The 21,092-nt window shown below is 68.0% G+C and carries 15 protein-coding genes; 7 read left to right on the forward strand and 8 right to left on the reverse strand.

Annotated features, from left to right (window positions below; all coding sequences use genetic code 11):
- Window positions 1–84 precede the first annotated feature (84 nt).
- The 8 genes from EL249_RS08000 to argH all read right to left on the reverse strand — a co-directional run bounded on the left by EL249_RS08000 (window position 85) and on the right by argH (window position 13,041).
- Entirely contained in the window at window positions 85–4,212 is a 4,128-nt protein-coding gene (locus EL249_RS08000) for a non-ribosomal peptide synthetase (protein WP_005673239.1), read from the reverse strand.
- Between the two features lie 85 nt (window positions 4,213–4,297).
- A complete protein-coding gene (locus tag EL249_RS08005) occupies window positions 4,298–4,528 on the reverse strand; it encodes a phosphopantetheine-binding protein (protein ID WP_005673237.1) in 231 nt (76 codons plus the stop codon).
- Entirely contained in the window at window positions 4,525–6,180 is a 1,656-nt protein-coding gene (locus tag EL249_RS08010) for a (2,3-dihydroxybenzoyl)adenylate synthase (RefSeq protein ID WP_005673236.1), read from the reverse strand. Before EL249_RS08010 ends, EL249_RS08005 begins: the two co-directional genes overlap by 4 nt.
- A gap of 90 nt (window positions 6,181–6,270) precedes the next feature.
- Entirely contained in the window at window positions 6,271–7,560 is a 1,290-nt protein-coding gene (locus EL249_RS08015; protein WP_005673235.1) for an ABC transporter substrate-binding protein, read from the reverse strand.
- A gap of 95 nt (window positions 7,561–7,655) precedes the next feature.
- Window positions 7,656–8,441: an ABC transporter ATP-binding protein gene (locus tag EL249_RS08020; RefSeq protein WP_005673234.1), complete on the reverse strand. Its 786-nt coding sequence runs from the start codon at window positions 8,439–8,441 to the stop codon at window positions 7,656–7,658.
- Between the two features lie 11 nt (window positions 8,442–8,452).
- A complete protein-coding gene (locus EL249_RS08025) occupies window positions 8,453–9,511 on the reverse strand; it encodes a FecCD family ABC transporter permease (protein WP_005673233.1) in 1,059 nt (352 codons plus the stop codon).
- A 174-nt stretch (window positions 9,512–9,685) separates the two neighbouring features.
- Window positions 9,686–11,119 (reverse strand): hemolysin family protein, encoded by a 1,434-nt coding sequence (locus EL249_RS08030; protein WP_005673232.1) that lies wholly within the window; start codon window positions 11,117–11,119, stop codon window positions 9,686–9,688.
- Between the two features lie 521 nt (window positions 11,120–11,640).
- Window positions 11,641–13,041 carry an argininosuccinate lyase gene (gene argH, locus EL249_RS08035; RefSeq protein WP_005673227.1) on the reverse strand — a complete coding sequence of 467 codons (1,401 nt, stop codon included), beginning with the start codon at window positions 13,039–13,041 and terminating at the stop codon, window positions 11,641–11,643.
- Between the two features lie 14 nt (window positions 13,042–13,055).
- Between argH and EL249_RS08040 the strand changes: the two genes are divergently transcribed.
- From EL249_RS08040 to ppa, 7 genes are all read left to right on the forward strand, one after another.
- Window positions 13,056–14,312 (forward strand): sensor histidine kinase, encoded by a 1,257-nt coding sequence (locus EL249_RS08040; protein WP_005673226.1) that lies wholly within the window; start codon window positions 13,056–13,058, stop codon window positions 14,310–14,312.
- Window positions 14,281–15,087: a LytR/AlgR family response regulator transcription factor gene (locus EL249_RS08045; protein WP_005673225.1), complete on the forward strand. Its 807-nt coding sequence runs from the start codon at window positions 14,281–14,283 to the stop codon at window positions 15,085–15,087. The genes EL249_RS08040 and EL249_RS08045 overlap by 32 nt, the downstream gene beginning before the upstream one ends.
- 199 nt (window positions 15,088–15,286) lie before the next feature.
- Window positions 15,287–16,234 carry a hydroxymethylbilane synthase gene (gene hemC, locus EL249_RS08050; RefSeq protein ID WP_005673224.1) on the forward strand — a complete coding sequence of 316 codons (948 nt, stop codon included), beginning with the start codon at window positions 15,287–15,289 and terminating at the stop codon, window positions 16,232–16,234.
- Window positions 16,234–17,133 carry a uroporphyrinogen-III synthase gene (locus EL249_RS08055; RefSeq protein ID WP_005673223.1) on the forward strand — a complete coding sequence of 300 codons (900 nt, stop codon included), beginning with the start codon at window positions 16,234–16,236 and terminating at the stop codon, window positions 17,131–17,133. Before hemC ends, EL249_RS08055 begins: the two co-directional genes overlap by 1 nt.
- 128 nt (window positions 17,134–17,261) lie before the next feature.
- Entirely contained in the window at window positions 17,262–18,920 is a 1,659-nt protein-coding gene (locus tag EL249_RS08060; protein ID WP_040529784.1) for a uroporphyrinogen-III C-methyltransferase, read from the forward strand.
- Window positions 18,920–20,539 carry a heme biosynthesis HemY N-terminal domain-containing protein gene (locus EL249_RS08065; protein ID WP_005673219.1) on the forward strand — a complete coding sequence of 540 codons (1,620 nt, stop codon included), beginning with the start codon at window positions 18,920–18,922 and terminating at the stop codon, window positions 20,537–20,539. Before EL249_RS08060 ends, EL249_RS08065 begins: the two co-directional genes overlap by 1 nt.
- Window positions 20,536–21,075, forward strand: coding sequence for an inorganic diphosphatase (gene ppa / locus EL249_RS08070; RefSeq protein WP_005673217.1), 540 nt, complete (start codon window positions 20,536–20,538; stop codon window positions 21,073–21,075). The genes EL249_RS08065 and ppa overlap by 4 nt, the downstream gene beginning before the upstream one ends.
- The last annotated feature ends 17 nt before the right edge of the window (window positions 21,076–21,092 follow it).

Consider the following 21,092-nt stretch of genomic DNA (forward strand, 5'->3'; position numbering starts at 1 on the left):
GATCGGTTCACGCAGGTGGGACAGGCCGAACGGGAAGAGCGGCCCTGCCACCTGATCCTGTCATGATACCCGCCAGCCCGCGCCTCAGCCCCGTTCCTTGTCCGCCAGCGCCTCTTCCAGCACCGGCAGCCAGTGTGCGAGTGCTGCCTCGCCCGGCATGTGGGCGTGCAGGCTGGGCACGTCGTGCACGGCCAGGCTCTCGGCCCACGGCGCCCACATGTCGGGGTGCAGGTTCTCGCCCACGTGGTCGAGTGCGGCCCGGAAGTACAGCAGCTCGCCGTCGTAGCGCTGGTGAGGGTGGGTCTTGACCATCGTGTTGCTGGCGGCCACAGCCTCGAAGATGCCGTGCAGCTGTGCATCGGTCAGGTCGCCCAGCGGGTGCTTCTGCGCACGCAGGAAGCCGATCACGCGCTCGCGCGTCAGTGGCCCTTCGGCAGCCAGCACGTCCGGATCCTGGCCGGCGATGTGCAGGATGGCGCGCCACACGTCGTGGGCTTCGGCCGGTGCCCGATCACGCCAGGCATCGGCCGGGTAGGCGTCCAGCAGGCAGACCACGCCCACGCGGGCGTGGCGCGCCTGCAGCTGGCAGGCGATTTCCTGCGCCAGGATGCCGCCGGTGGACCACCCCAGCAGGTGATGGGGGCCGCCGGGCTGCATCTGCAGGATGAGGTCGGCATAGTGGGCAGCCAGCGCCCGCAGGCTGGGATAGCGCGCGTGCTCGCCCGTCAGGGCCGGGGATTGCAGGCCGACCACCGGGCGGTCGCCTGACAGCCGACGCGCCAGCAGCCCGTAGCACCAGGCCAGGCCGCCCGCGGGGTGGATGCAGAACAGGGCCGGCGAGTGGCCTCCCTGTGCGGCGGATGTGCGGTCGGCGGGATCAGCCTCCTGTCCCGGGGCTGCGCTGACGGCGTTGTCGGCCGGCAGATCGCCCCGCAACCGGAAGACCGGTCCGAAGCCGGCCGAGGCAGCATCGGCCTCACGGCGCTGCAAGCGCTCGATCCAGGCGGCCAGCCGGCCCACTTCCGGGTGCTCGAAGACGGCACCCAGCGTGAGTTCGACACCGCTCTGGTCGCGCAGCCGCGCCGCCAGCCGGGTGGCCAGCAGGGAATGGCCGCCCAGCATGAAGAAGTCGTCTTCCACGCCGGGCTGTTCGGACAGCCCGAGAATGTCGGCAAAGGCGGCCGCCACCTGTTTTTCCTGTGGCGTGCGCGCAGGTGTGCGCGCCTGCACGGCAAAGACCGGGGCGGGCAGCGCCTTGCGGTCCATCTTGCCGCTGGCGTTGATGGGCAGCGCTGCCATCAGCACGACGGCCGAAGGCACCATGGCGGCCGGCAGCAGGGTGCGGGCGTGGTCCAGCAGGCTCTCGGCCAGGGCTTCGTCGGTGATGACGACCGGCTGCGGTTCGGCGTCGCTCTGTGGTACCACGTAGGCCACCAGCCGCTGACCGCCCTGGTCGTCGATACGGGCAATGACAGCCACCTGGCGGCACTGCGGATGAGTGGAGAAGGCGGCCTCGATCTCGCCCAGCTCGATGCGCTGACCGCGCAGCTTGACCTGGTGGTCCAGTCGGCCGCGGTATTCCACCGCCCCATCCCGTCGCCAGCGCGCCAGGTCGCCACTGTCGTACAGACGGCGAGGCGAGTCTTCGGCGCCGAAGCCGGGGTGCAGGATGAAGCGAGCCTCGGTCAGGTCCGGGCGACCCAGGTAGCCGTCGGCCAGCTGGCGGCCGCCCAGATACAGGGTGCCGGTCACGCCCGGGGGCACCGGGCGCAGGCAGTCGTCCAGAATGTACAGGCCCGTGTTCCAGACCGGGAAGCCGATGGGGATCGGGTCGCTGCGGTCGGTGCGGCCAGCGTCCCAGAAGCTCACGTCCACGGCCGCCTCGGTGGGGCCGTACAGGTTGTGCAGCGCCGACTGCATGCGGGCATGGAAGCGGTCGCGCAGGGTGGCGGGCAGGGCTTCGCCGCTGCAGAAGACGGCGTTCATCTGCAGGCCTTCGCTGGCCGGTTCGTCCAGGAAGGCGGCCAGCATGGAGGGCACGAAGTGCACCACGTCCACGCCTTCCCGGCGGATCAGTGCGGCCAGCGCCTGCGGGTCGCGGTGCAGGTCGGGTTCGGCCACCACCAGCGGGGCGCCGCACAGCATGGGCAGGAACAGCTCCCACACTGATACGTCGAAGGTGTAGGGTGTCTTCTGAAGGAATCGGTGCTGCGGGCCGAAACCGTAGTGTTCCTTCATCCACAGCAGCCGGTTGACGATGGCATGGTGGCTGACCACCACGCCCTTGGGCTCGCCGGTACTGCCCGAGGTGTAGATGACGTATGCGGGGTCCGCGGGCTGCACCGTGGGCAGGGGAATGGCCGGCTGCAGGTCGGTGGCGTCCTGTGGGGTATGGGCTGCCGAACTCCCGGGGTGAGGGAGGGCGAACAGCGCCGACACGTCGACCGAGGCCACTTCCGCGCCCTCCAGCAGGGTGCGCGTGGTCTCGTTCACCACCACGGAGCGGGGCTGTGCGGCCGCCAGGATGCGCTGGATGCGCGCTGCCGGCTGCTCGATGTCCAGCGGCAGGTAGGCGGCGCCGGAACGCTGGATGGCGTGCAGGCTCATCACCATGCGCGGGCTGCGGGGCAGGGCCACGGCCACGATGTCACGTGGCTGCACGCCAGCCTGTACCAGCCGGCGCGCGGCTGCATCCACCTGGGCGTCGAAGGTGGCGTAGTCCAGGCACTCGTCCTGCATCCGCAGGGCCTCGCCGCTGGCATGCTGCCGGCTGGCTTCCCGCACCAGGGCCACCAGCGTGGTTTCCGGCACCGGGTGGGCGGTGTCGTTGACGCCGGCCACCCAGTGGCTCAGCTCCTCGTCGTACAGGGTCTGCACGGGGCGCAGGGTATCGGCCTGCAGGGCGGCTCGCAGGAAGGCCAGCAGGCGTGCCGGGTGCCGATCGATCTCCTCGGCTGCGTAGAGGCGCGGGTTGGCTTCCACCTGCAGGCGCATGCCGCTGGCATCGGGGGCGGCGCGCACGTTCAGGTTGAAATCTTCCACAGGCCCGGTGCTGTAGACGATCTGGTCGGCATCCAGACCGGCCTGGCGGTAGGGGGCGTCGAAGGGCAGGATGTTGAGCAGCGGCCCATGGATGCGGCCCTGGCCGCCGGGGCGAGCCTGGTCGCGGCGCATCTGTTCGCTGCGGTAGCGGCCGTGGCGGCGTGCCAGCTTCAGCTGGCGTGCGGTCTGGACGATGAGTTCGTCCAGCGGCCGGTCCTGGTCCATGTCCAGCACCAGCGGCACGATGTTCATGACGGTGGCCACGCTGCGGGCGCTGGCGTTGCCCAGTCGGCCCATCCAGGGCACGCCGGGCACCACCGGCTGCTGGCCGATGTGGCGCTGCACGTAGGCGGCCAGCAGCATGGTCAGCACATCGGGCCAGCTCACCAGCGTCTGCTGCTCTTTCTGACGCAGGGCCTGCAGCACGTCCTCGGGTACGTCGATCTCGGCATGCAGCGCATGATCGCCTGTGGCGGCGCTGCGCTCGGAGAGGCTACCGACGGTGTCCAGCGGCGCCAGCAGTTTGCGCCAGTAGGCAGCGTCGGTTGCGCGCTGGGCACTGTCGCGGTAGCGCGCGTCGTCGGCCACTACGGCCGCAAAGGAGGTCAGGGGCGTGCCGGCCAGCGCACGGTAGTGCTGCATGGCCCGCTGCTCGATCAGCGCCATGCCATAGCCGTCGGCCGCCAGGTGGTGGACGCGCTGGAACCACAGCACCGTGGGCAGGGCACTGGCCGCGCTGTCCGCACCTGCCGAAGGGGTGAACCGGATCAGCAGATGCCGAGCCAGCGCCGTGGTGCGCGGATCGATGGGGGTGCGCAGGTCGGCCTGCATCAGGCGTTCGGCCTCGGCGCGGCCCGCCGCATCGCCAGGCAGTGTCAGGCGCTCCAGCACCGGACGGTGGGCCGCGTCGAAATACTGGCGCGGACCGTCCTCGGTGTCGATGAAGGCCAGCGACAGTGCATCGGCCTCGGCCAGGGTCCGTTCGATGGCGCTGGCCAGCCGTTCCACGTCCACTTTACCGCGGATGCCGGTGCAATGGCCGGTGTTGAAGATCGGGTTGCGCGGATCCAGCTGCTGCGCGTACCAGAGCCCTTCCTGGGCTTCGGTCAGCGGCACGGCGCCGGCAGGGCTGTCCATGGAAGGCGTGTCGTGGTTCAGGGCGGGCGTCATGAGGAGGGCTCGTTCCAGCAGGGCAGCCGTCAGGGGTCTGCGGCGAAGAGGAAAGGCACAAGGCGGGACAGTGAATCGGGGGGCGTCAGCCGGCCTGCTGAATCAGCGTCCACCAGTGCCCCAGCGTGGGGTTCAGTGCCATTTCCGAGAAGTCCAGCCGAGCGCCCGCCGCCTGCCAGCGGCTGGCCAGCGTCATGGCACGCATCGAGTCCAGACCCAGATCGATCAGGTTGTCGTCGTCATGGATGTCGGCCGGGTCTTCCAGCAGGATCTTCGCCAGGTCGGCGCGCATCTGTTCAAGGGTGAGGGTCGTCATGCTTTTTCATCCAGTTGGGCACGCAGGTGGGCGCGCAGCGCCTTGCGACTGAGTTTCAGGGCGGCGGTCTCCACGAAGTGATCGACGAAGACGAACTGGTCGGGCACCTTGAAGTCGGCCAGACCCTGGGCGCGGATCCACTTCTTCAGCTCGGCGGGCCGCGGACGCTCGCCGCGTGGGATGATGAAGGCGCAGCTGCGCTCGCCCAGGTAGTCGTCAGGGACCGACACCACGGCGGCGTCGTAGACCTGCGGATGGGCCATCAGGTGGTTCTCGATCTCTTCGGCCGAGATCTTCTCGCCGGCGCGGTTGATGTGGTCGCCCGCGCGACCCTGCACCACCAGGTGCCCGCTTTCGGTGCGGCGCACGATGTCGCCGGTGCGATAGAAGCCGTCGTGGGTGAAGGAGCGCTCGTTGGCCGCCGGATTGTTGAAGTAGCCGCGAATGGTGTAGGGACCGCGCGTGAGCAGGTTGCCGGCCTCGCCGGCCGGGACCGGCTGGTCGTGGTCGTCCACGATGCGGATCTCGTCATCCGGGCTGATGGGGCGGCCCTGGGTCTGGATGATGGTCTCGGCATCGTCATCGATGCGCGTGTAGTTGACCAGCCCTTCGGCCATGCCGAAGACCTGCTGCAGCGTGGCGCCCAGCGTGGGCGTGACGCGCCGCGCCACTTCCGGAATCAGCTTGGCGCCGCCCACCTGGATGAGCTTCAGGCTGGAGAGATCCGGTGTGGCGCTGGCGGCGGCCTCCAGCCACAGCAGCAGCAGCGGCGGCACCAGGGCGGTGTCGGTCACTTTCTCGGCAGCGATCAGCTCGAAGCACACGGCCGGTGTGGGGGCCGGGGCCAGCACCACGCGCCCGCCCACGTAGAGCGCGCTGAGAAAGCCCGGCGAGCTCATCGGGAAATTGTGTGCCATGGGCAGCGCGCACAGGTAGACGCTTGTTTCGTCCATCCCGCAGATGCGCGCGCTCTCGCGCAGCGTGTAGATGTAGTCGTCGTGCGTGCGCGGGATGAGCTTGGACAGCCCGGTGCTGCCGCCCGAGATCTGGAAGAAGGCCGTGTCCTCGCCCTGCACGTCGGTGGCAGGCAGCACGTCAGCGGCATAGGGGGCCGGTGCCGTGTCGGCACGCATCAGCTCGGCCAGCGGGGTGAAGCTGCCCGCGTCGCCCCGGGTGACGATGACGTGCCGGACCTGCGGGCAGCGCGTCTGCAGCTCGGAGGCCAGGTTGCGATAGTCGAAGCCGCCCCAGTCCCCGGCGCAGATGTAGCCGCGGGCATCGCCCGTGTCGGCAAAATGCGCGATCTCGGCGATGCGGTGCGCAGGCAGCGCATACAGCGGGATGATGCCCACACGGAACATGCCGAAGATGGCGCTGATGAATTCCGGCAGGTTGGGCAGGTGGACGATGACCCGATCGCCGCGGCGGAGCCCGCGTGCCAGCAGGCCGGCCGCGATGGCGGATGCCTGGCGGTCCAGCTCGCCATAGCTGATGCGCTCGCCTTCACTCACCACGGCGATGCGGTCGGGGTGGGCCTGGGCCCGTTCGCGCAGCCACGCGCCGAAGGTCTCGCCCCGCCAGTGGCCGGCCTCGCGGTAACGACGAGCCAGGTCTTCGGGCCAGGGCTGATGCAGCTGGATGGGATCAGTCATGCTAACGATTATCAATCTTGGAAACGACTGAATCTTATCATCCGGAACACGCCCCGGGTGCTGAACCGGGGCGTGCAGCGTCTGCCCGGATCAGGGCTTTTTCAGGTCCACCAGATAGGTGCCATCCAGTGGCACAGTCAGAAAGCGCCGGTTTACCTCGTCCAGCGTCTTCATGGCCATGCGTTCATCGAAACGGTCGGGATGGATCCAGCCGGCCAGCGCCTCGATGAACACCACGTGCAGCGGCGAGTCGTTGAAGGCGTGCCAGATGCCATGGGCGTTGCCGTTGCGGATGGCGGCCAGTGCGGAAAGGCGGTTGCCGTCGATGACCCGCTGCAGGCTGCTGCGGGCATCGGCCTCGCTGATGCCGGTCCCGATGGTGAGCCCCTGGCTGGTGCGCTTGCCCGAGCCGGTGCCGGTGGCCACGTAGACCTGCGGGTTGCGGCTGTTGATGTATTCGAAGCCGAGCTTTCCGGTGGGGGTCTTCAGCACGTCGACACCGATGTTGTGCCCGCCGGCGTAGCTGATCATCTCGTTGAAGGTGCCCTGGCCGGGGGAGTTGCAGCAGTCGGTGCTGCCGGCGTGGGCATGCACGAACACGGGGGGCCGGTCCTTCGCGGGCAGGTCGGCCAGCCGGTTGGCCACAGCCTTCATGTGGCTTTCATAGAAATCGATGAACTCGGCCGTGCGCTGCGGCTGGCTGATGGCCTGACCCAATGCCTTCAGGCTGGGCACGGTGTTTTCCAGCGGCTTCACGAAGAAGTCCACCACCAGCACCGGGATACCGGCGGCCGCGAAGCGCTTCATCATCAGCGATTCCTCGACGCTCTGCCGATCGGTGCCGCCGGCAAAGCGTGCCGTCAGCACGATGAGATCCGGCCGCAGTGCCAGCGCCTGTTCCACCGAGAAGCTGTCGGCGGTGTGCCGTCCCACCAGGGGCACCTTGGCAATGCCCGGGAAGCGCTGCAGGTAGGTCTGATACTCGCGCGAGAAGGAGGTCTTGAACTCGTCCGACCAGCCGGCCAGGAGAGAGACCGGATCGGGCGTGAGCAGTGCCATGACCGGCATGTGCCGCGCCTGGGTCAGGATCACCCGCTTGGCGGGGGCCTTCAGCGTCACCTGGCGTCCCAGCACGTCGGTGACGGTGATGGGGCCGCTCTGGGGAGCTGCCTGGGCCGCCGGTGGCTCCGTGCCCGCTGCGTCGGCTGCCAGAAGGGGAACGGGCTGGAGCAGCAGTGCTGCCATCGGCAGTGCCGAGGCGGCCGTCAGGGTGCGGCGAACCGAGCGTTGCCATGTCCGCGTGCGCGACACGGTGGGGGCAGTCACGGCGCGGTTGCCGGATTCCGGGGTGGAGTGAAAGCGGGAAAACAGGGAAGCCATGTCTGATGAAGAATGCGGGCAAATGGCGGAGGCTGTGGAACGGGCTCCCGCCTGGATGAGAGGGACGAAGCCGGCAGCAGGCCGGCCGGATCGGGTTACTGCACGGGTTTCAGCAGCCCGTCCACCACCACCTGGGGCACCCCCTTCGAGCAGCGCTCCACACGTGCATTCACCCCGTAGCAGTCGGCCAGCGCCTGCGGGGTGATGACATCGGCCGGTGCGCCCTGGCCCAGCAGGCCGCCGTCGCGCACCAGCACGCAGCCGTCGCTGTGGCGCAGCGCGATGTTCAGGTCGTGCAGCACGATGAGGGTGATGAGGCCATGCTCGTGGGTCTCCTGACGCAGCAGGTCCATCACGTGGAACTGGTAGTTCAGGTCCAGGGCCGACAGGGGTTCGTCCAGCAGCAGCAGCCGAGGCCGGCGAATGAGTGCCTGGGCAATGCCCACCAGCTGCTTCTGGCCGCCGGAGAGCTGATCGAGATAGCGCATGGCCAGATGGTCCACCCCCAGACGCTTGAGCAGTGCCATGACGGCTTCCAGCGTGACGTGCTCGGCCTCCTGCGAAAGGGACGAGGCGCGTGCGGCCACCAGTACCGACTCCATCACGCGCAGGTGCACCGAGGCCGGCAGCGACTGCGGCAGGTAGACGACGTGGCGGGCTCGTTCGCGGAAGTCCAGCGAGGCGAGATCGGTGCCGTTGAGACGCACGGTGCCATGGCGGGGCGGCAGCAGGCCGGCCATGGCCTTGAGCAGCGTGGACTTGCCGGTACCGTTGGGCCCCAGCAGCGAGACCAGCTGGCCGGGGGCGATGGGCGAGAGCGTGAGCTTCTCGATGATGGTGCGGCTGCGGTAGGCAACCTTCAGGTCGTTCACTTCCAGCATGGTGCTCTCCGTCAGCCGGCGCGTCGGCGCATGACCACCGACACGAAGAAGGGGACGCCGACCAGTGAGGTCACGATGCCCACCGGCACGATGACGCCCTCGACGATGTTCTTGGAGGCGATGGAGGCCAGCGACAGGATCATCGCCCCGATGAGGGCGCTGCCCGGCAGGTAGAAGCGGTGGTCCTCGCCGAACAGCCGTCGGGCGATGTGGGGGGCGATGAGGCCGATGAAGCTGATGGTGCCCACCATGGACACGGCCAGTGCCGCCAGGAAGCTGATGCGCAGCAACGAGACGAGCCGCTGGCGCTTCACGTCGATGCCGAAGCTGATGGCGCGGTCCTCACCCAGCCGCAGCGCGGTGAGCTTCCACGCATCCTTCAAGCACAGCGGCAGGATGACGGCAAAGGCCAGCAGCATGCCACCCACCTTCGGCCAGGTGGCGCGCGACAGGCTGCCCATCGTCCAGAACACGAGGTTCTGCAGGTCTTCGGCGCTGGCGATGAACTGCATCAGCGACACCAGCGCATTGAAGGTGAAGACCAGCGCGATGCCCACCAGCACCATGCCCGAGCCGCTCATGCCGCCCCAGCGCGCCAGCACGTCCAGCAGCAGGGCCGAGAGGATGGCGAAGACGAAGGCGTTGCCGGCCACGGCCCACTCGGCCGGTAGCCAGGGCAGGCTCAGGTCCAGCACCAGGGCCAGCGAGGCACCAAAGGCCGCCGCCGACGAGATGCCCAGCGTGAACGGACTGGCCAGCGGGTTGGCCAGGATGGTCTGCATCTCGGCCCCGGCCAGGCCCAGGCCCAGGCCCACCACCACGGCCATGACGGCATAGGGCAGGCGCACGTCCCAGACGATCACGCTCGTGGTGGGCTCGGCCTGATCGGGCGAGAACAGCGTGCGCATCAGCTCTGACCAGCTCAGGCCGGACGGGCCCAGCATGAAGTCTGCCACCAGCGACAGCAGGATCACGGCCACGAAGACCGCCATCAGCAGCCAGCGCAGCTTCAGCAGGCGGGAATACTGCGTGCTGGCCTGGTCACCAGCGGGAAAGGGGGATGACGCCATGGGGAGAACCCGGGAATGAGATACGTTACTGACTGAGCGCGCTAGTGTAGCAGGCGCGCCCGGTCATGCAGCATTGTCCGGGAAAGCGACGCGGCCGCTGGGCGGCCGCGATGCGTCATGGGTCATGTTTCGGGAAGCGGGTATTTCCCGAAACAGGTGACACCGGATGGGGGGTCAGTGATGCCCGGAGCGGTGCGAGTCGCCGTCGTGGCGATGGGCGCCGTCCTCGGTGTGCCCCGGGTGAGCGTCCTCGCGCGGGTCGTCGCCATCGAATCGGCTGTGCCCGTCACGTTCGACGTCAGGGTCTTCCTCGTCGGCATCTTCCCCGGGCAGGATCGGGGTGGCCAGCACCTTGTCGATGCGCTTGCCGTCCATGTCCACGACCTCGAACTTCCATTTGTCCCAGGTGAGGATGTCGCCGGTCTGCGGCATGCGGCCCAGCAGCAGCATCATCATGCCCGAGAGTGCCTGGTAGCGTTCCTTGTCCTCTTCGGGCACGGTGGCCAGGTTCAGCCGATCCTTCAGTTCGGGGATGGGAATCAGCCCGTCCAGCAGCCACGAACCGTCGGCCCGCTGCAGTGCCCAGCTGTCATCATCGTCGGGCGAGGTGAACTCGCCGGTGATGGCCTCCAGCAGGTCCTGCAGTGTCACCAGACCCTGGACCTCGCCGTACTCGTCCAGCACCAGGGCAATCTGCGTGTTGGAGTTGCGGATGTTCTCCAGCAGTTCCATGCCGGTGAGGGTCTCGGGCACGTACAGCACTTCCTGCAGGTTCTGCGAGAAGTCGATGCTCTCGCCGCGCAGCGACTGCGCCAGCAGCTGCTTGGTGTGGATGATGCCCAGGACATCGTCCAGGCCGCCACGGCACACCGGGAAGCGCGAGTGCTCGTATTCGGCCACCTTCTGCAGGTTCTCCTCCTGCGGATCTTCCACGTCCAGGAACACCACGTCACTGCGGGGAACCATCAGCGAGGAGATCTGGCGCTCGTCCAGGCGGAACACGTTGCGCACCATGACGTGCTCGCTCTGCTCGATGACCCCGGACTCGGAGCCTTCGGCCAGCAGCGCGTGGATTTCCTCTTCCGTCACCTTCTGCTCGGTGTCCGGATCAACGCCCATGCTGCGCAGGATCAGGTTGGTGGAACCGGTGAGCGCCATCACGAACGGGCGCGAGACCAGCGACAGGACGCCCATGGGACGGGCGGCCAGCCGGGCCACGGTCTCGGCGCTGATCTGGCCCAGACGTTTGGGAACCAGTTCGCCGACAACGATGGCCACATAGGTGACCAGCACGACCACCAGCGTGGTGGCCAGCATCTCGGCCGTCTTCTGGGCCACGCCCAGCGACAGCAGCCAGCGCGCCAGCGGTTCGGCGAAGGCGGCCTGACCGACGATACCGTTCAGCACCCCGATGGAGGTGATGCCGATCTGGATGGTGGAGAGAAAGCGGGTGGGGTCTTCACCGAGGGCCAGGGCGGCCGCGGCGCTCTTGTCGCCTTCGGCCACCAGACGCTGCAGTCGCGCCTTGCGCGCCGTGAGCAGCGCCACTTCGGACATGGCGAACAGGCCGTTGAGCACGATCAGGCCCAGCAGGACAGCAGCTTCCATCAGCGGCTCTCCTGGAGGGACAGGGCCTGGCGGGACGGGATGCAGGCCGTGATCATGGATCCGCACATCTGCGCCCGGTCATCCATGTCGGCGGGCTGCCCGAAGGCGGGAGTGAAAAAGGGGGTGCCGCAACGCTGGCGGGACGGGGGCTCTGGCTCGGTGATCATCGACACGGACCGTGGCACGTGCCCTGATTGCCTGCCGGGCTTCTGGATGAGCCCTGGGCGGGCCGGCACGGGGTGGTCCGAAAAGTGCTAGGGAAGGGCCGATTATAACGAGAGCCCTTCCCATCACGAAGCCTTGGACCCCGGCTGTCGTGTTTTATGGGGAAACGATTCGTGCCGGATCGGACGGCTGGCCGTCCGGCGGCAGGAAGGCATGGACAGAAGGCGCTTGGCCGTCCGGAGCATGCGCGGACATGCCCCGGGTGCCGTGGTGCACCGGTCCGGTAGCGGTGCAGGTCGTGTCCGGGCAGCGTGCAGGACAACGTGTCGGTACGTGTGAGCTGCCCGAGGGCGTGTTCAGGCGCTGGCCAGTCGTGCCCTGTGACGTGCGATGGCGGCGCGTACCTGAGCCGGGGCTGTGCCGCCGATGTGGTTGCGTGCGTTCACCGACCCTTCCAGAGTGAGCGTCTCCAGCACGTCATCGCCCACCAGCGGGCTCAGGGCCTTCAGGCGCTCGCGGCCCAGACCGGCCAGGTCCACGCCGGCGTCGGACGCTTCGCGCACGGCCTGGGCCACCAGTTCGTGGGCATCCCGGAAGGGCAGGCCGCGCTTGACCAGATAGTCAGCAAGGTCGGTGGCGGTGGAAAAGCCCTCGGCCGCGGCCTGACGCATGCGCTCGGCGCGCACCTGGATGCCGGTGGTCATGTCGGCAAAGAGGCGCAGCGTGGCCACCAGGGTGTCCACGGTGTCAAAGAGCGGCTCCTTGTCTTCCTGGTTGTCCTTGTTGTAGGCCAGCGGCTGCCCCTTCATCAGCGTGAGCAGCGCCATCAGGTGGCCATAGACGCGACCGGTCTTGCCGCGGACCAGCTCGGGCACGTCGGGGTTCTTCTTCTGCGGCATGATCGACGAGCCGGTGCAGTAGCGGTCCGACAGGTCGATGAAGCCGACCCGGGGCGACATCCAGTTCACCAGCTCTTCGGAGAAGCGCGACAGGTGCATCATGAGCAGGCTGGCGTCGGCGCAGAACTCGATGGCGAAGTCGCGATCGGAGACGGCGTCCAGCGAGTTCTCGCATACGCCATCGAAACCCAGCGTGCGCGCCACGTGTTCGCGGTCGATGGGGAAGGTGGTGCCGGCCAGCGCGGCAGCTCCCAGCGGCAGCCGGTTGATGCGGCGGCGGGTGTCGGCCAGGCGCCCGGCATCGCGCGACAGCATCTCCACATAGGCCAGCAGGTGGTGGCCGAAGGTGACAGGCTGTGCCACCTGCAGGTGGGTGAAGCCGGGCATGATCGTGTCGGCGTGTTGTTCGGCCAGCGCCAGCAGCGCTTCCTGCAGCGCACGCAGCAGGGTCAGGATCTCGTCGGTGGCATCGCGCAGCCACAGGCGGATGTCGGTGGCGACCTGGTCGTTGCGCGAGCGGGCCGTGTGCAGGCGCTTGCCGGCGTCGCCGACCAGCTCGGTCAGGCGCTTCTCGATGTTGAGGTGAACATCCTCCAGATCCAGCGACCACTCGAAGCGGCCGGCGGCGATCTCCTCACGAATGGTTGTAAAACCACGCTGGATTGACGCCAGATCGCTTTCACTCAGAATGCCGGTCGCGGCAAGCATGGCGGCGTGGGCCAGCGACCCCCGGATGTCGACCTCGGCCAGGCGCTGGTCGAAGTCCACCGAGGCCGTGTAGCGTTTCACCAGATCGGACACGGGTTCGGAGAACCGTGCCGACCATGCCTTGTTCTTGTTGCCAAATTGTCCGGTCATGTGATGGATCTTCTATGAGTAGTGTGATGCAGTCGGCCCCCGGGCCGGCACCCGGTGCGCAGGAACCGACAGGTTCGGGCACCAGCCCGCAGCCTGGGAGCGGGAATGGCGATGTCGCTGCAAATTATAAGGACAAGCCCGCCGCGGGCGGCCCGGCCGATTCGGGAGAGGGCGCCAAGGCACGGCGCCAGAGCGAGGGGGCGCCTGCGCCGGTCATCCCCGAGTTCTGCAGCCCGGGCGTCTTCTCGCGCACGCTGCTGCTGGTGCATCTGGGCGTGCTGGCCGTGCTGGGGGCGTCGGTCAGTCTCTGGGATGATGGCAACCGGGCCCTGGACACGCTCTTCTATCTGCTGACCATCTTCGAGCCCTCGATGCTGCTGGCCATGCTGCTGCTGTGCCTGGCGCGCAAGAAGGTCAATGGTCTGAGCCAGCGCATGCAGTGGGTCTTCGGGCTGCTCATTCCCGGCGCGATCGGGGGTGTGGTCAGCCTGGTGGTCGGCAATGTGCAACGGGTGGCAGCCGGCGAGCATCGTGATGCCTACGTGCCGCTCCTGCATGACGCGCTGGGTGCCGCGCTGTGTGCCGTGCTGGTGGCCGGGGGCGTCTATCGCTATTTCCGCCTTCGCGGTCGTGCCTATGCGCCGTCATTTTCCGAGGCGCGGCTGCAGGCGCTGCAGGCCCGCATCCGTCCGCACTTCCTCTTCAACAGTCTCAATACGGTGCTGGGCCTGATTCGTTCAAACCCGAAGCTTGCCGAGAGCACGCTGGAGAATCTGGCCGACCTGTTCCGCGTCTTCATGCGTGATGCCCGCGAGATGGTGCCGCTGGACGACGAGGTGGTGACCTGCAAGGAATATCTGGCGATCGAGAAACTGCGACTGGCGCCGCGTCTGGATGTCTGCTGGAAGATCGACGGCATGCCGGGTGATGCACTGGTGCCTTCGCTGCTGCTGCAGCCGTTGCTGGAAAATGCCGTTCACCACGGCATCGAACCGCGTACCGAGACGGGGGTGTTGAATATTTGCATCACCCTGGTGGGGGAGCGCGTGCGGGTCGAGATCGATAATCCCATTTCTACAACAGTAGCGTCGCGTCCAGGTAACCAAATGGCCCTGTCCAACGTGCGGGAGCGATTGATGCTGCTTTATGATATGGCGGCCGAACTGAGAACAGGTCCGCAGGGCGACCGTTATCAGGTACTGCTTGAATTCCCCTACCGCAAAGAGAGACGACGACGAGATGTCCGACGCCACTTCAATCCTGATCGTTGATGACGAGGCGCCTGCGCGCGCCCGGCTGAGAGAGGTTCTGGCCGATCTGGCGCCGGAGTTTCCGCATCGCATCGTCGGCGAGGCATCCAACGCGCCCGAAGCACTGGCGCAGATCGAGTCGCAGCGTCCGCAGGTGGTGCTGATGGACGTGCAGATGCCGGGCATGACCGGCATCGAGCTGGCACGGCACATTTCCGCGCGTGCCGGTGAAAGCGACGGCAGCGATCCCAAGCCGATGCCGCTGATGATCTTCGTCACGGCCTTCGACGAATTTGCGGTCGACGCCTTCGAAGTCAACGCACTGGACTACCTGCTCAAGCCCGTGCGCGCCCAGCGTCTGCTGGCTGCGCTGCTGCGTGCCCGCACGCTGATTCCGTCCGAGCATCTGGATGCCATCGACGCGCTGGCCAAGGCCACCAACACCCGTCGTCGTCACCTGTCGGTGCACGAGCGTGGTCGCGTCATCCTGGTGGCGCTGGAGCAGGTGATCTACCTGAAGGCCGAACTGAAATACATCACGGTGCGCACGCGCGAGCGTGAATACCTGATCGAGGAATCGCTCACCTCGCTCGAAGAGGAATTCAGTGACCGCTTCGTGCGCATCCACCGCAACGCGCTGGTGGCACGCCCGTCCATCGCCGGCTTCGAGCGCGTCTCGCCCTCGGGCGAAGGCGAGTCGGGCGACCCGTACTGGCAGGTGGTGCTGCGCGAGGTGCCCGATCGTCTGCCGGTCAGCCGTCGTCAGTGGTCCATCGTCAAGGGCCTGGTCAGCTGACCCGCTTCAGTCGAGATCTTCCCGCCTGGGTTTCCATCCGGGCTGCACGCAGGGGCCGGTTCTTCCGGCCCCTTGTCTTTCTGGCGCGGCTGGCGTGCGTTCTGGCGCCCAAGCTCCTAGAATTCCGCTGGCGGGGTCGAATCCCCGATCCTGCCCTGATGCCGCCTGGCATCCTGTCATTTTCTGGAGCGCGCGCCGCATGACCGAATCCGCCTATTCCGCCCCCCTGCGCATTGCCACGCGCGAAAGCCGACTGGCACTCTGGCAGGCCAACCATGTGGCCGAGCTGCTGCGCGCCCGCCATCCGGCCGCAGGCGTCGCGCTGCTGGGCATGACCACCCGCGGGGACCAGATCCTGGACCGGCCGCTGGCCGAGATCGGCGGCAAGGGGCTGTTCACCAAGGAACTGGAGGTGGCGCTGTTCGACGGGCGTGCCGAACTGGCCGTGCATTCGCTCAAGGATGTGCCGATGGACCTGCCCGAAGGTTTCGACCTGGCGGCAGTGATGACGCGGGCCGATGCGCGCGATGCCTTCGTGAGCACCCGGTATGCCTCGCTGGATGAACTTCCGCCCGATGCGGTGGTGGGCACCTCCAGCCTGCGCCGGGCTGCGCAGCTGCAGGCGCGGCACCCGGGGTTTCGCATCCAGCCGCTGCGCGGCAACCTCGACACCCGCCTGGGCAAGCTGGATGCCGGTCAGTATGACGCCATCGTCCTGGCCGCCGCGGGACTGACCCGTCTGGGGCTGGCGGACCGCATTCGCCAGTACCTGCCGCTGGACGAGATGCTGCCGGCACCGGGGCAGGGCATGCTGGGTATCGAGATCCGGGCCGATCGTGACGATGTGCGCCAGGCCCTGGCCTTCCTGAATGATCCCGAGGCAGCGCGCATTGCGGCGGCAGAACGTGCCGTGTCGCGCCAGCTGGGGGGCAACTGCAAGACACCGCTGGCCGCGCATGCCCGCTTCACCGCGTCCGGACAGATGCAGCTGGATGCGCTGCTGGCCGATGACGACGGACGCATTGCCCGCGTCACCCGTGTGGGTAAGGTGGCCGATCCGAAGGAGGCCCGCGTGATGGGCGAGGCCGTGGCCGCCGAACTGAAGGCGCAGCTTGCTGCCGCTCCGAAGCCGTCCGGACAGTCCTGATGCCTGAAGCTTCGGGGACGCGCGCCGCATCGGATGGGGCGCCGCCCATTCCGAACCTCATCCTGACCCAGGACGATGCCAGCGCGGCCGAATGGCGGGCGCTGCTCGAGCCGGCTGGCCTCGTTTCGTGTCACTGGCCGGCCTTCCAGATCGAGGCGCTGTCCGACGCAGACATCCTGGCGGCGTTCGATAGTGGCGCGGAGGGTGTCGTGCTGCCCAGTCCGGCCGCGGTACGGGTCGTGGCCCAGGCACTGCAACGGGGCGGGCGTCGCTGGCCGTCCGCTGTCTGGGCCGGGCTGCCGGGGGCAGGCAGTGCGCATGCCTTCACGCGGCATTTCGGTACCGGTCCTCGGCTGCTGGTGCCGCCTCCGCCGTATCAGGACGCGGCCCATCTGGCGCGTCTCGTGCTCTGCCTTCAGCCGCTACCGCAGCGCATCGTGGTGCTCAACCGCCCGGATGGGCGCCGCGAGTGGGCCGGCGTGCTGCAGGATGCTGGCGTCCAGGTGGACTGGCAGCCCGCCTACCAGGCCCGGTGGTGCACGGCGGCGCCGGCCGGTTTCATGGAAGCCTGGCAGGGCTGGCAGGCGGCTGCGCCCGACGCGGAGGTATCGGAACCTTTGGCCATGCAGGATCCGGACGAGGCTGACGAAGACACAGCCCTGTCGCGTGGTCCACACTGGTTGATCGGCTCGGCATCGGTGTTGCGTACCGTGGCGGGATGGTTGGCCACGCTGCCGCCTCGGTTGGCGCATTTTGCGGTGCATCGCCCGGTCTGGCTGCCGCATCCGAGGTTGATCGAGGCGGCCCGAAACCTGGGTTTCGACAGTCCCCGGGTCTACCATGATCGGCAGCAGCTGATCGAACGGCTACAATCGGAGGAATTTCGCTCGAAACGATGATACTGCTCACCCGGTGGGTGTCGGGCGGGTCGTCTGCCCAGCAGCCGGCATCGTGTTCGGGCCTCGTCAGCGCCACCGTCCCTGATGGCCTTGGGGCAGGGCGCATCCATTCCTGAGGATACGAAGTCTTGAGTTCCGAGCAGCAAAACAGCCCGCAGCGTGGCGCACCGGGGTCATCCGGCGCCACGGCATCGTCCGCCAGTGCGCCTGCCGGCAAGACGCCGGCTGCCGGCCAGGCCGGCAGTGGCAAGCCCGCTGAATCCTCCCGCCCCGCCGCAGCTGCTGGTACCGGCAAGCCGCCGGCACCTCCCGCACCCGCATCGGGAAAGCAGATCTCCGTGACGCCCCCCATGGGCCGCACGGTCGGTCAGACCCCTTCCTCTGCCTCGGCCAGCCCCGCATCGGCCGCATCCGCTCTCGGCAAGACCCCGTCGGCCACGGCCGGCAGCACGTCGTCCGGCCCTGCAGCGTCTGCGCCCGGCACGGCATCGCCTGCCGCGGCTTCGGCGTCTCCGGCCGGCAGCAAGCCCGCCGAGGCCGGCAAGGGCGCCGCTGCGGCCCCCAGCCCTGCAGCCCCCAGCCCCTTGCGTGCGGCAGCCTCTGGCACCGGTCTGGTCGTTTCCGAACCCTCCATCAAGACCAATTCGGGGGGCAGCACGGGCCGTGACGAGCCGAAGACCGTCTATGTGCAGCGGCGCGGCTGGGGCTGGCTGGCCGTGTCCGTGCTGGTCGTGATCGTGGCCGCTGCGGGCTGGTGGTACATGCAGCAGCGTTTCCTGGCACAGGAGCGCCAGAATGCCCTGCGCCTGCAGGAATCCGAAAGCCGGGCTGCCAGCCTGGAGGAACAGGTCCGCCAGCTGCGCGACCTCCAGCAGCAGCTGCAGACGCGTGGCAATGCGCTGGAAACCCGTGTGGCCGAGTCCTCGGCCCAGCAGGAGCAGCTGCAGGCCCTCTATGACGACGTGGCCCGGGTCCGGGGCGATGCCCGCCTGGCCGAAGTCGAGCGCGCCATCACGCTGGCCAACCAGCACCTGGCGGTGTCGGGCAACGTGAAGGGGGCGCTGCTGGCGCTGGAAGGTGCCGAGAAGCAGCTGGCCGACAGCGAACAGTCCCAGGCCATCGGCCTGCGTCGCGTCATCCTGCAGGACATCGAGAAGCTGAAGTCGCTGCCCGAAGTCGATCTGGTCCGTTCGGTGGCCCGCATGGACGAGGTGCTGTCGCGCGTCGAGACGCTGCCCTTCCTGGGGGATCCGGACGCCCCGGCGGCCGACGCCCCTGGCGGTCTGGCCATGGCACCGGCCGCCACCGAGGAAGCGGCCCCCGAGGAGGAGCCTGCCGAAGCGCCGGTGGCCGATGAGCCGACCGACGACAGTCTTTCCGGCAAGTTCAAACGGTGGTATCACGATCTGCTGGGCGCCGGTTCGCGCGCAGCCACCGCGGCACACGAGGAGTTCACCAGCCTGGTCAAGATCCGTCGCATCGACGAGCCCGATCGCTACCTGCTGGGTCCGGACCAGAAGCGCAGCATTCGTCAGGGCCTGCGCCTGCAGCTGCTCAGCGCGCGCATCAACCTGCTCAACCGCAACGAAGCCTTGTTCCGGCAGGACCTGGCCAAGAGCGTCGAGACCATCCAGCGCTTCTTCGATGTCGAGAAGCCCGAGGTCAAGTCCTCCATCAACCTCCTGACCGAACTGCAATCCGAGCCGCTGCAGCTGAAGCTGCCCACGCTGTCCGACAGCATGGCGGCCCTGGCCGCGGCACGGGCTGAAAGCGAGAAGCGATTCTGATGATCCGTAACGCAATCTGGCTGTTGGTGGCGTTTGCCGGCGCCGTCGTCCTGGCCCTGTTCTTCCAGGGCAATCACGGCAACGTCACGCTGACCTGGCCCCCGTACCAGATCGAGCTCTCCAGCAACATGCTGCTGGTGCTGCTGATCATCGGCTTCCTGATCCTGCATCTGGCCCTGCTGCTGGTGCTGCGCACGCTGGGGCTGCCCCAGCGCATCCGTCGCAAACGCGAGCAGCGCCGTCTGCAACGCAACAACCGCTCGCTGCAGGAGGCCGTGCTGGCCCACTTTGAAGGGCGTTTCGAGCGCGCCGAGCGGCTGTCGGCCGCGGTGCTGGCCCATACGCCCGAAGGTAACCGCAAGGATCAGGGTGCGGCGGCAGCACTGCTGGCCGCGCTCTCGGCCCACCGGCTGGGCAACTATGCCCGCCGTGACGACTGGACGCGCCAGGCCGTGCGTCGGGGTGGCAAGAATGCGGCCCTGATGGCGCGCGCCGAGTTTGCCCTCGAAGATCACCAGCCCGAGAAGGCCCTGATGGCCGTCGGCCAGATCACGGCCGGGGGCGAGCAGCAGGTGGCCGCGCTGGAGACGGCGCTGGCTGGCTATGGCCAGGCTGGTCGCTGGGATCAGGTGCTGGAAACGGTCCGTCAGCTCACGCGTCGGGGCAAGCTGGCCGCCAATGAGGCGGACAACCTGCGACTGTCGGCCTATCGGCAGCTGCTGGCGCGCCGGGCCGGCGATGCCGAGGCGCTCAATGCACTCTGGAAGTCGCTCTCGGCCGATGAACGCAAGAAGGGCATGCTGGCCGCTCCCACCATGACGGCCCTGGCGGAAGCCAATGCCACGGGCGATGCGCGTCGCATCGGCATCGGGTTGCTTGACGAGGGCTATGACGAGGGCGTGCTGGAAGCCTATGCATCCCTGGAGGCCCTGCCGGCTCGCCAGCGGCTGGAGCAGCTGGAACGCTGGCGCCTGCGCCACGGCGAGAAGCCCCGGCTGCTGGAGATGCTGGGACGCATCTGCGCATCCGAGCGCCTGTGGGGCAAGGCCGAAGGCTACCTGGTGGATTCGCTGCTGGCGGGTGATTCCGTCTCGGCACGGGTTGCCCTGGCCCAGCTCTATGAATCGGTCGGTCGTCCGCAGGAAGCCGCGCTGCAGTTCCAGTACGCGGCACGGCTGTCGCTGGGCGAGCGGCCCCCGCTGCCTGAGCCGATCGGCGCCGCGTCGCTGCCGGGTGCAGCCGGTGCCGGCGCGGGGTCGCGAAGCGGCAGTTCGCCGCTGCCGCCGGACATCCCCGCGCCCCGGCTGCAGGGTCAGTCCGCTGCCCACACTGCCCCGCTGGGACAGGGCGGGGCGCCGCTGCAGGCCTCGGCCCAGGAAGTCGAGGCCGCCCGCGGCACCCTGGCGCAGGCGACGACGCCGGCTTCGATGTCTCCGGCTTCAGGTGCTGCACCGTCGTCCGCCCAGACCTCCCCAGGCAGCACGGCGCAGACCGCCTCAGCCAGCACGGCGCAGACCCCCGCTGCGGGCACGACAGGCACCCCTGCCGCATCCCGGCCCTCGTCCGGTGCGACAGCCACTTCCTCTTCCTCAACTCCTTCCACAGACAGGAAATCATGAATCTCGATCGCGTCGGTCCCGGCAAGAAGCTGCCCGAAGAATTCAACGTCATCATCGAAATCCCGATGAACTCCGATCCCGTCAAGTACGAGGTCGATGAGGAGACGGGTGCCCTGTTCGTGGACCGCTTCGTGGCCACCAACATGCGCTATCCGCACAACTATGGCTACATCCCCGAGACCATCGCCGAGGATGGTGACCCGGTGGACGTGCTGGTGATCACGCCGTACCCGCTGGTGCATGGCTGCGTGGTGCGTTGCCGCGCCCTGGGCCTGCTGAACATGGAAGACGAGGGCGGTGGCGATGCCAAGCTGCTGGCCGTGCCCATCGACAAGCTGCTGGCCACCAACAAGAACGTGAAGACGGCCGATGACCTGAACCCGCTGGTGCTGGCCCAGATCAAGCACTTCTTCGAGCACTACAAGGACCTGGAGCCTGGCAAGTGGGTCAAGGTCGGTGCCTGGGAAGGCCCCGAGGCCGCTGCCAAGGAAATCCTGGCCGGCATCGAGCGCGGCAAGGCCCACAAGTCGGCCTGATCGCGTCCCTCCCACCC

It is taken from the genome of Lautropia mirabilis, from assembly GCF_900637555.1.
In the GTDB taxonomy this organism is placed as follows: domain Bacteria; phylum Pseudomonadota; class Gammaproteobacteria; order Burkholderiales; family Burkholderiaceae_E; genus Lautropia; species Lautropia mirabilis.

What these genes read in the sequence shown, in the direction of transcription:
- EL249_RS08055 (WP_005673223.1), top strand. Translation starts at nt 16,234, where the DNA reads ATGCCTGAAGCTTCGGGGACGCGCGCCGCATCGGATGGGGCGCCGCCC.
- EL249_RS08005 (WP_005673237.1), bottom strand. Translation starts at nt 4,528, where the DNA reads ATGACGACCCTCACCCTTGAACAGATGCGCGCCGACCTGGCGAAGATC.
- argH (WP_005673227.1), bottom strand. Translation starts at nt 13,041, where the DNA reads ATGACCGGACAATTTGGCAACAAGAACAAGGCATGGTCGGCACGGTTC.
- EL249_RS08030 (WP_005673232.1), bottom strand. Translation starts at nt 11,119, where the DNA reads ATGGAAGCTGCTGTCCTGCTGGGCCTGATCGTGCTCAACGGCCTGTTC.
- hemC (WP_005673224.1), top strand. Translation starts at nt 15,287, where the DNA reads ATGACCGAATCCGCCTATTCCGCCCCCCTGCGCATTGCCACGCGCGAA.
- EL249_RS08015 (WP_005673235.1), bottom strand. Translation starts at nt 7,560, where the DNA reads ATGGCTTCCCTGTTTTCCCGCTTTCACTCCACCCCGGAATCCGGCAAC.
- ppa (WP_005673217.1), top strand. Translation starts at nt 20,536, where the DNA reads ATGAATCTCGATCGCGTCGGTCCCGGCAAGAAGCTGCCCGAAGAATTC.
- EL249_RS08045 (WP_005673225.1), top strand. Translation starts at nt 14,281, where the DNA reads ATGTCCGACGCCACTTCAATCCTGATCGTTGATGACGAGGCGCCTGCG.
- EL249_RS08010 (WP_005673236.1), bottom strand. Translation starts at nt 6,180, where the DNA reads ATGACTGATCCCATCCAGCTGCATCAGCCCTGGCCCGAAGACCTGGCT.
- EL249_RS08040 (WP_005673226.1), top strand. Translation starts at nt 13,056, where the DNA reads ATGAGTAGTGTGATGCAGTCGGCCCCCGGGCCGGCACCCGGTGCGCAG.
- EL249_RS08065 (WP_005673219.1), top strand. Translation starts at nt 18,920, where the DNA reads ATGATCCGTAACGCAATCTGGCTGTTGGTGGCGTTTGCCGGCGCCGTC.
- EL249_RS08020 (WP_005673234.1), bottom strand. Translation starts at nt 8,441, where the DNA reads ATGCTGGAAGTGAACGACCTGAAGGTTGCCTACCGCAGCCGCACCATC.
- EL249_RS08000 (WP_005673239.1), bottom strand. Translation starts at nt 4,212, where the DNA reads ATGACGCCCGCCCTGAACCACGACACGCCTTCCATGGACAGCCCTGCC.
- EL249_RS08025 (WP_005673233.1), bottom strand. Translation starts at nt 9,511, where the DNA reads ATGGCGTCATCCCCCTTTCCCGCTGGTGACCAGGCCAGCACGCAGTAT.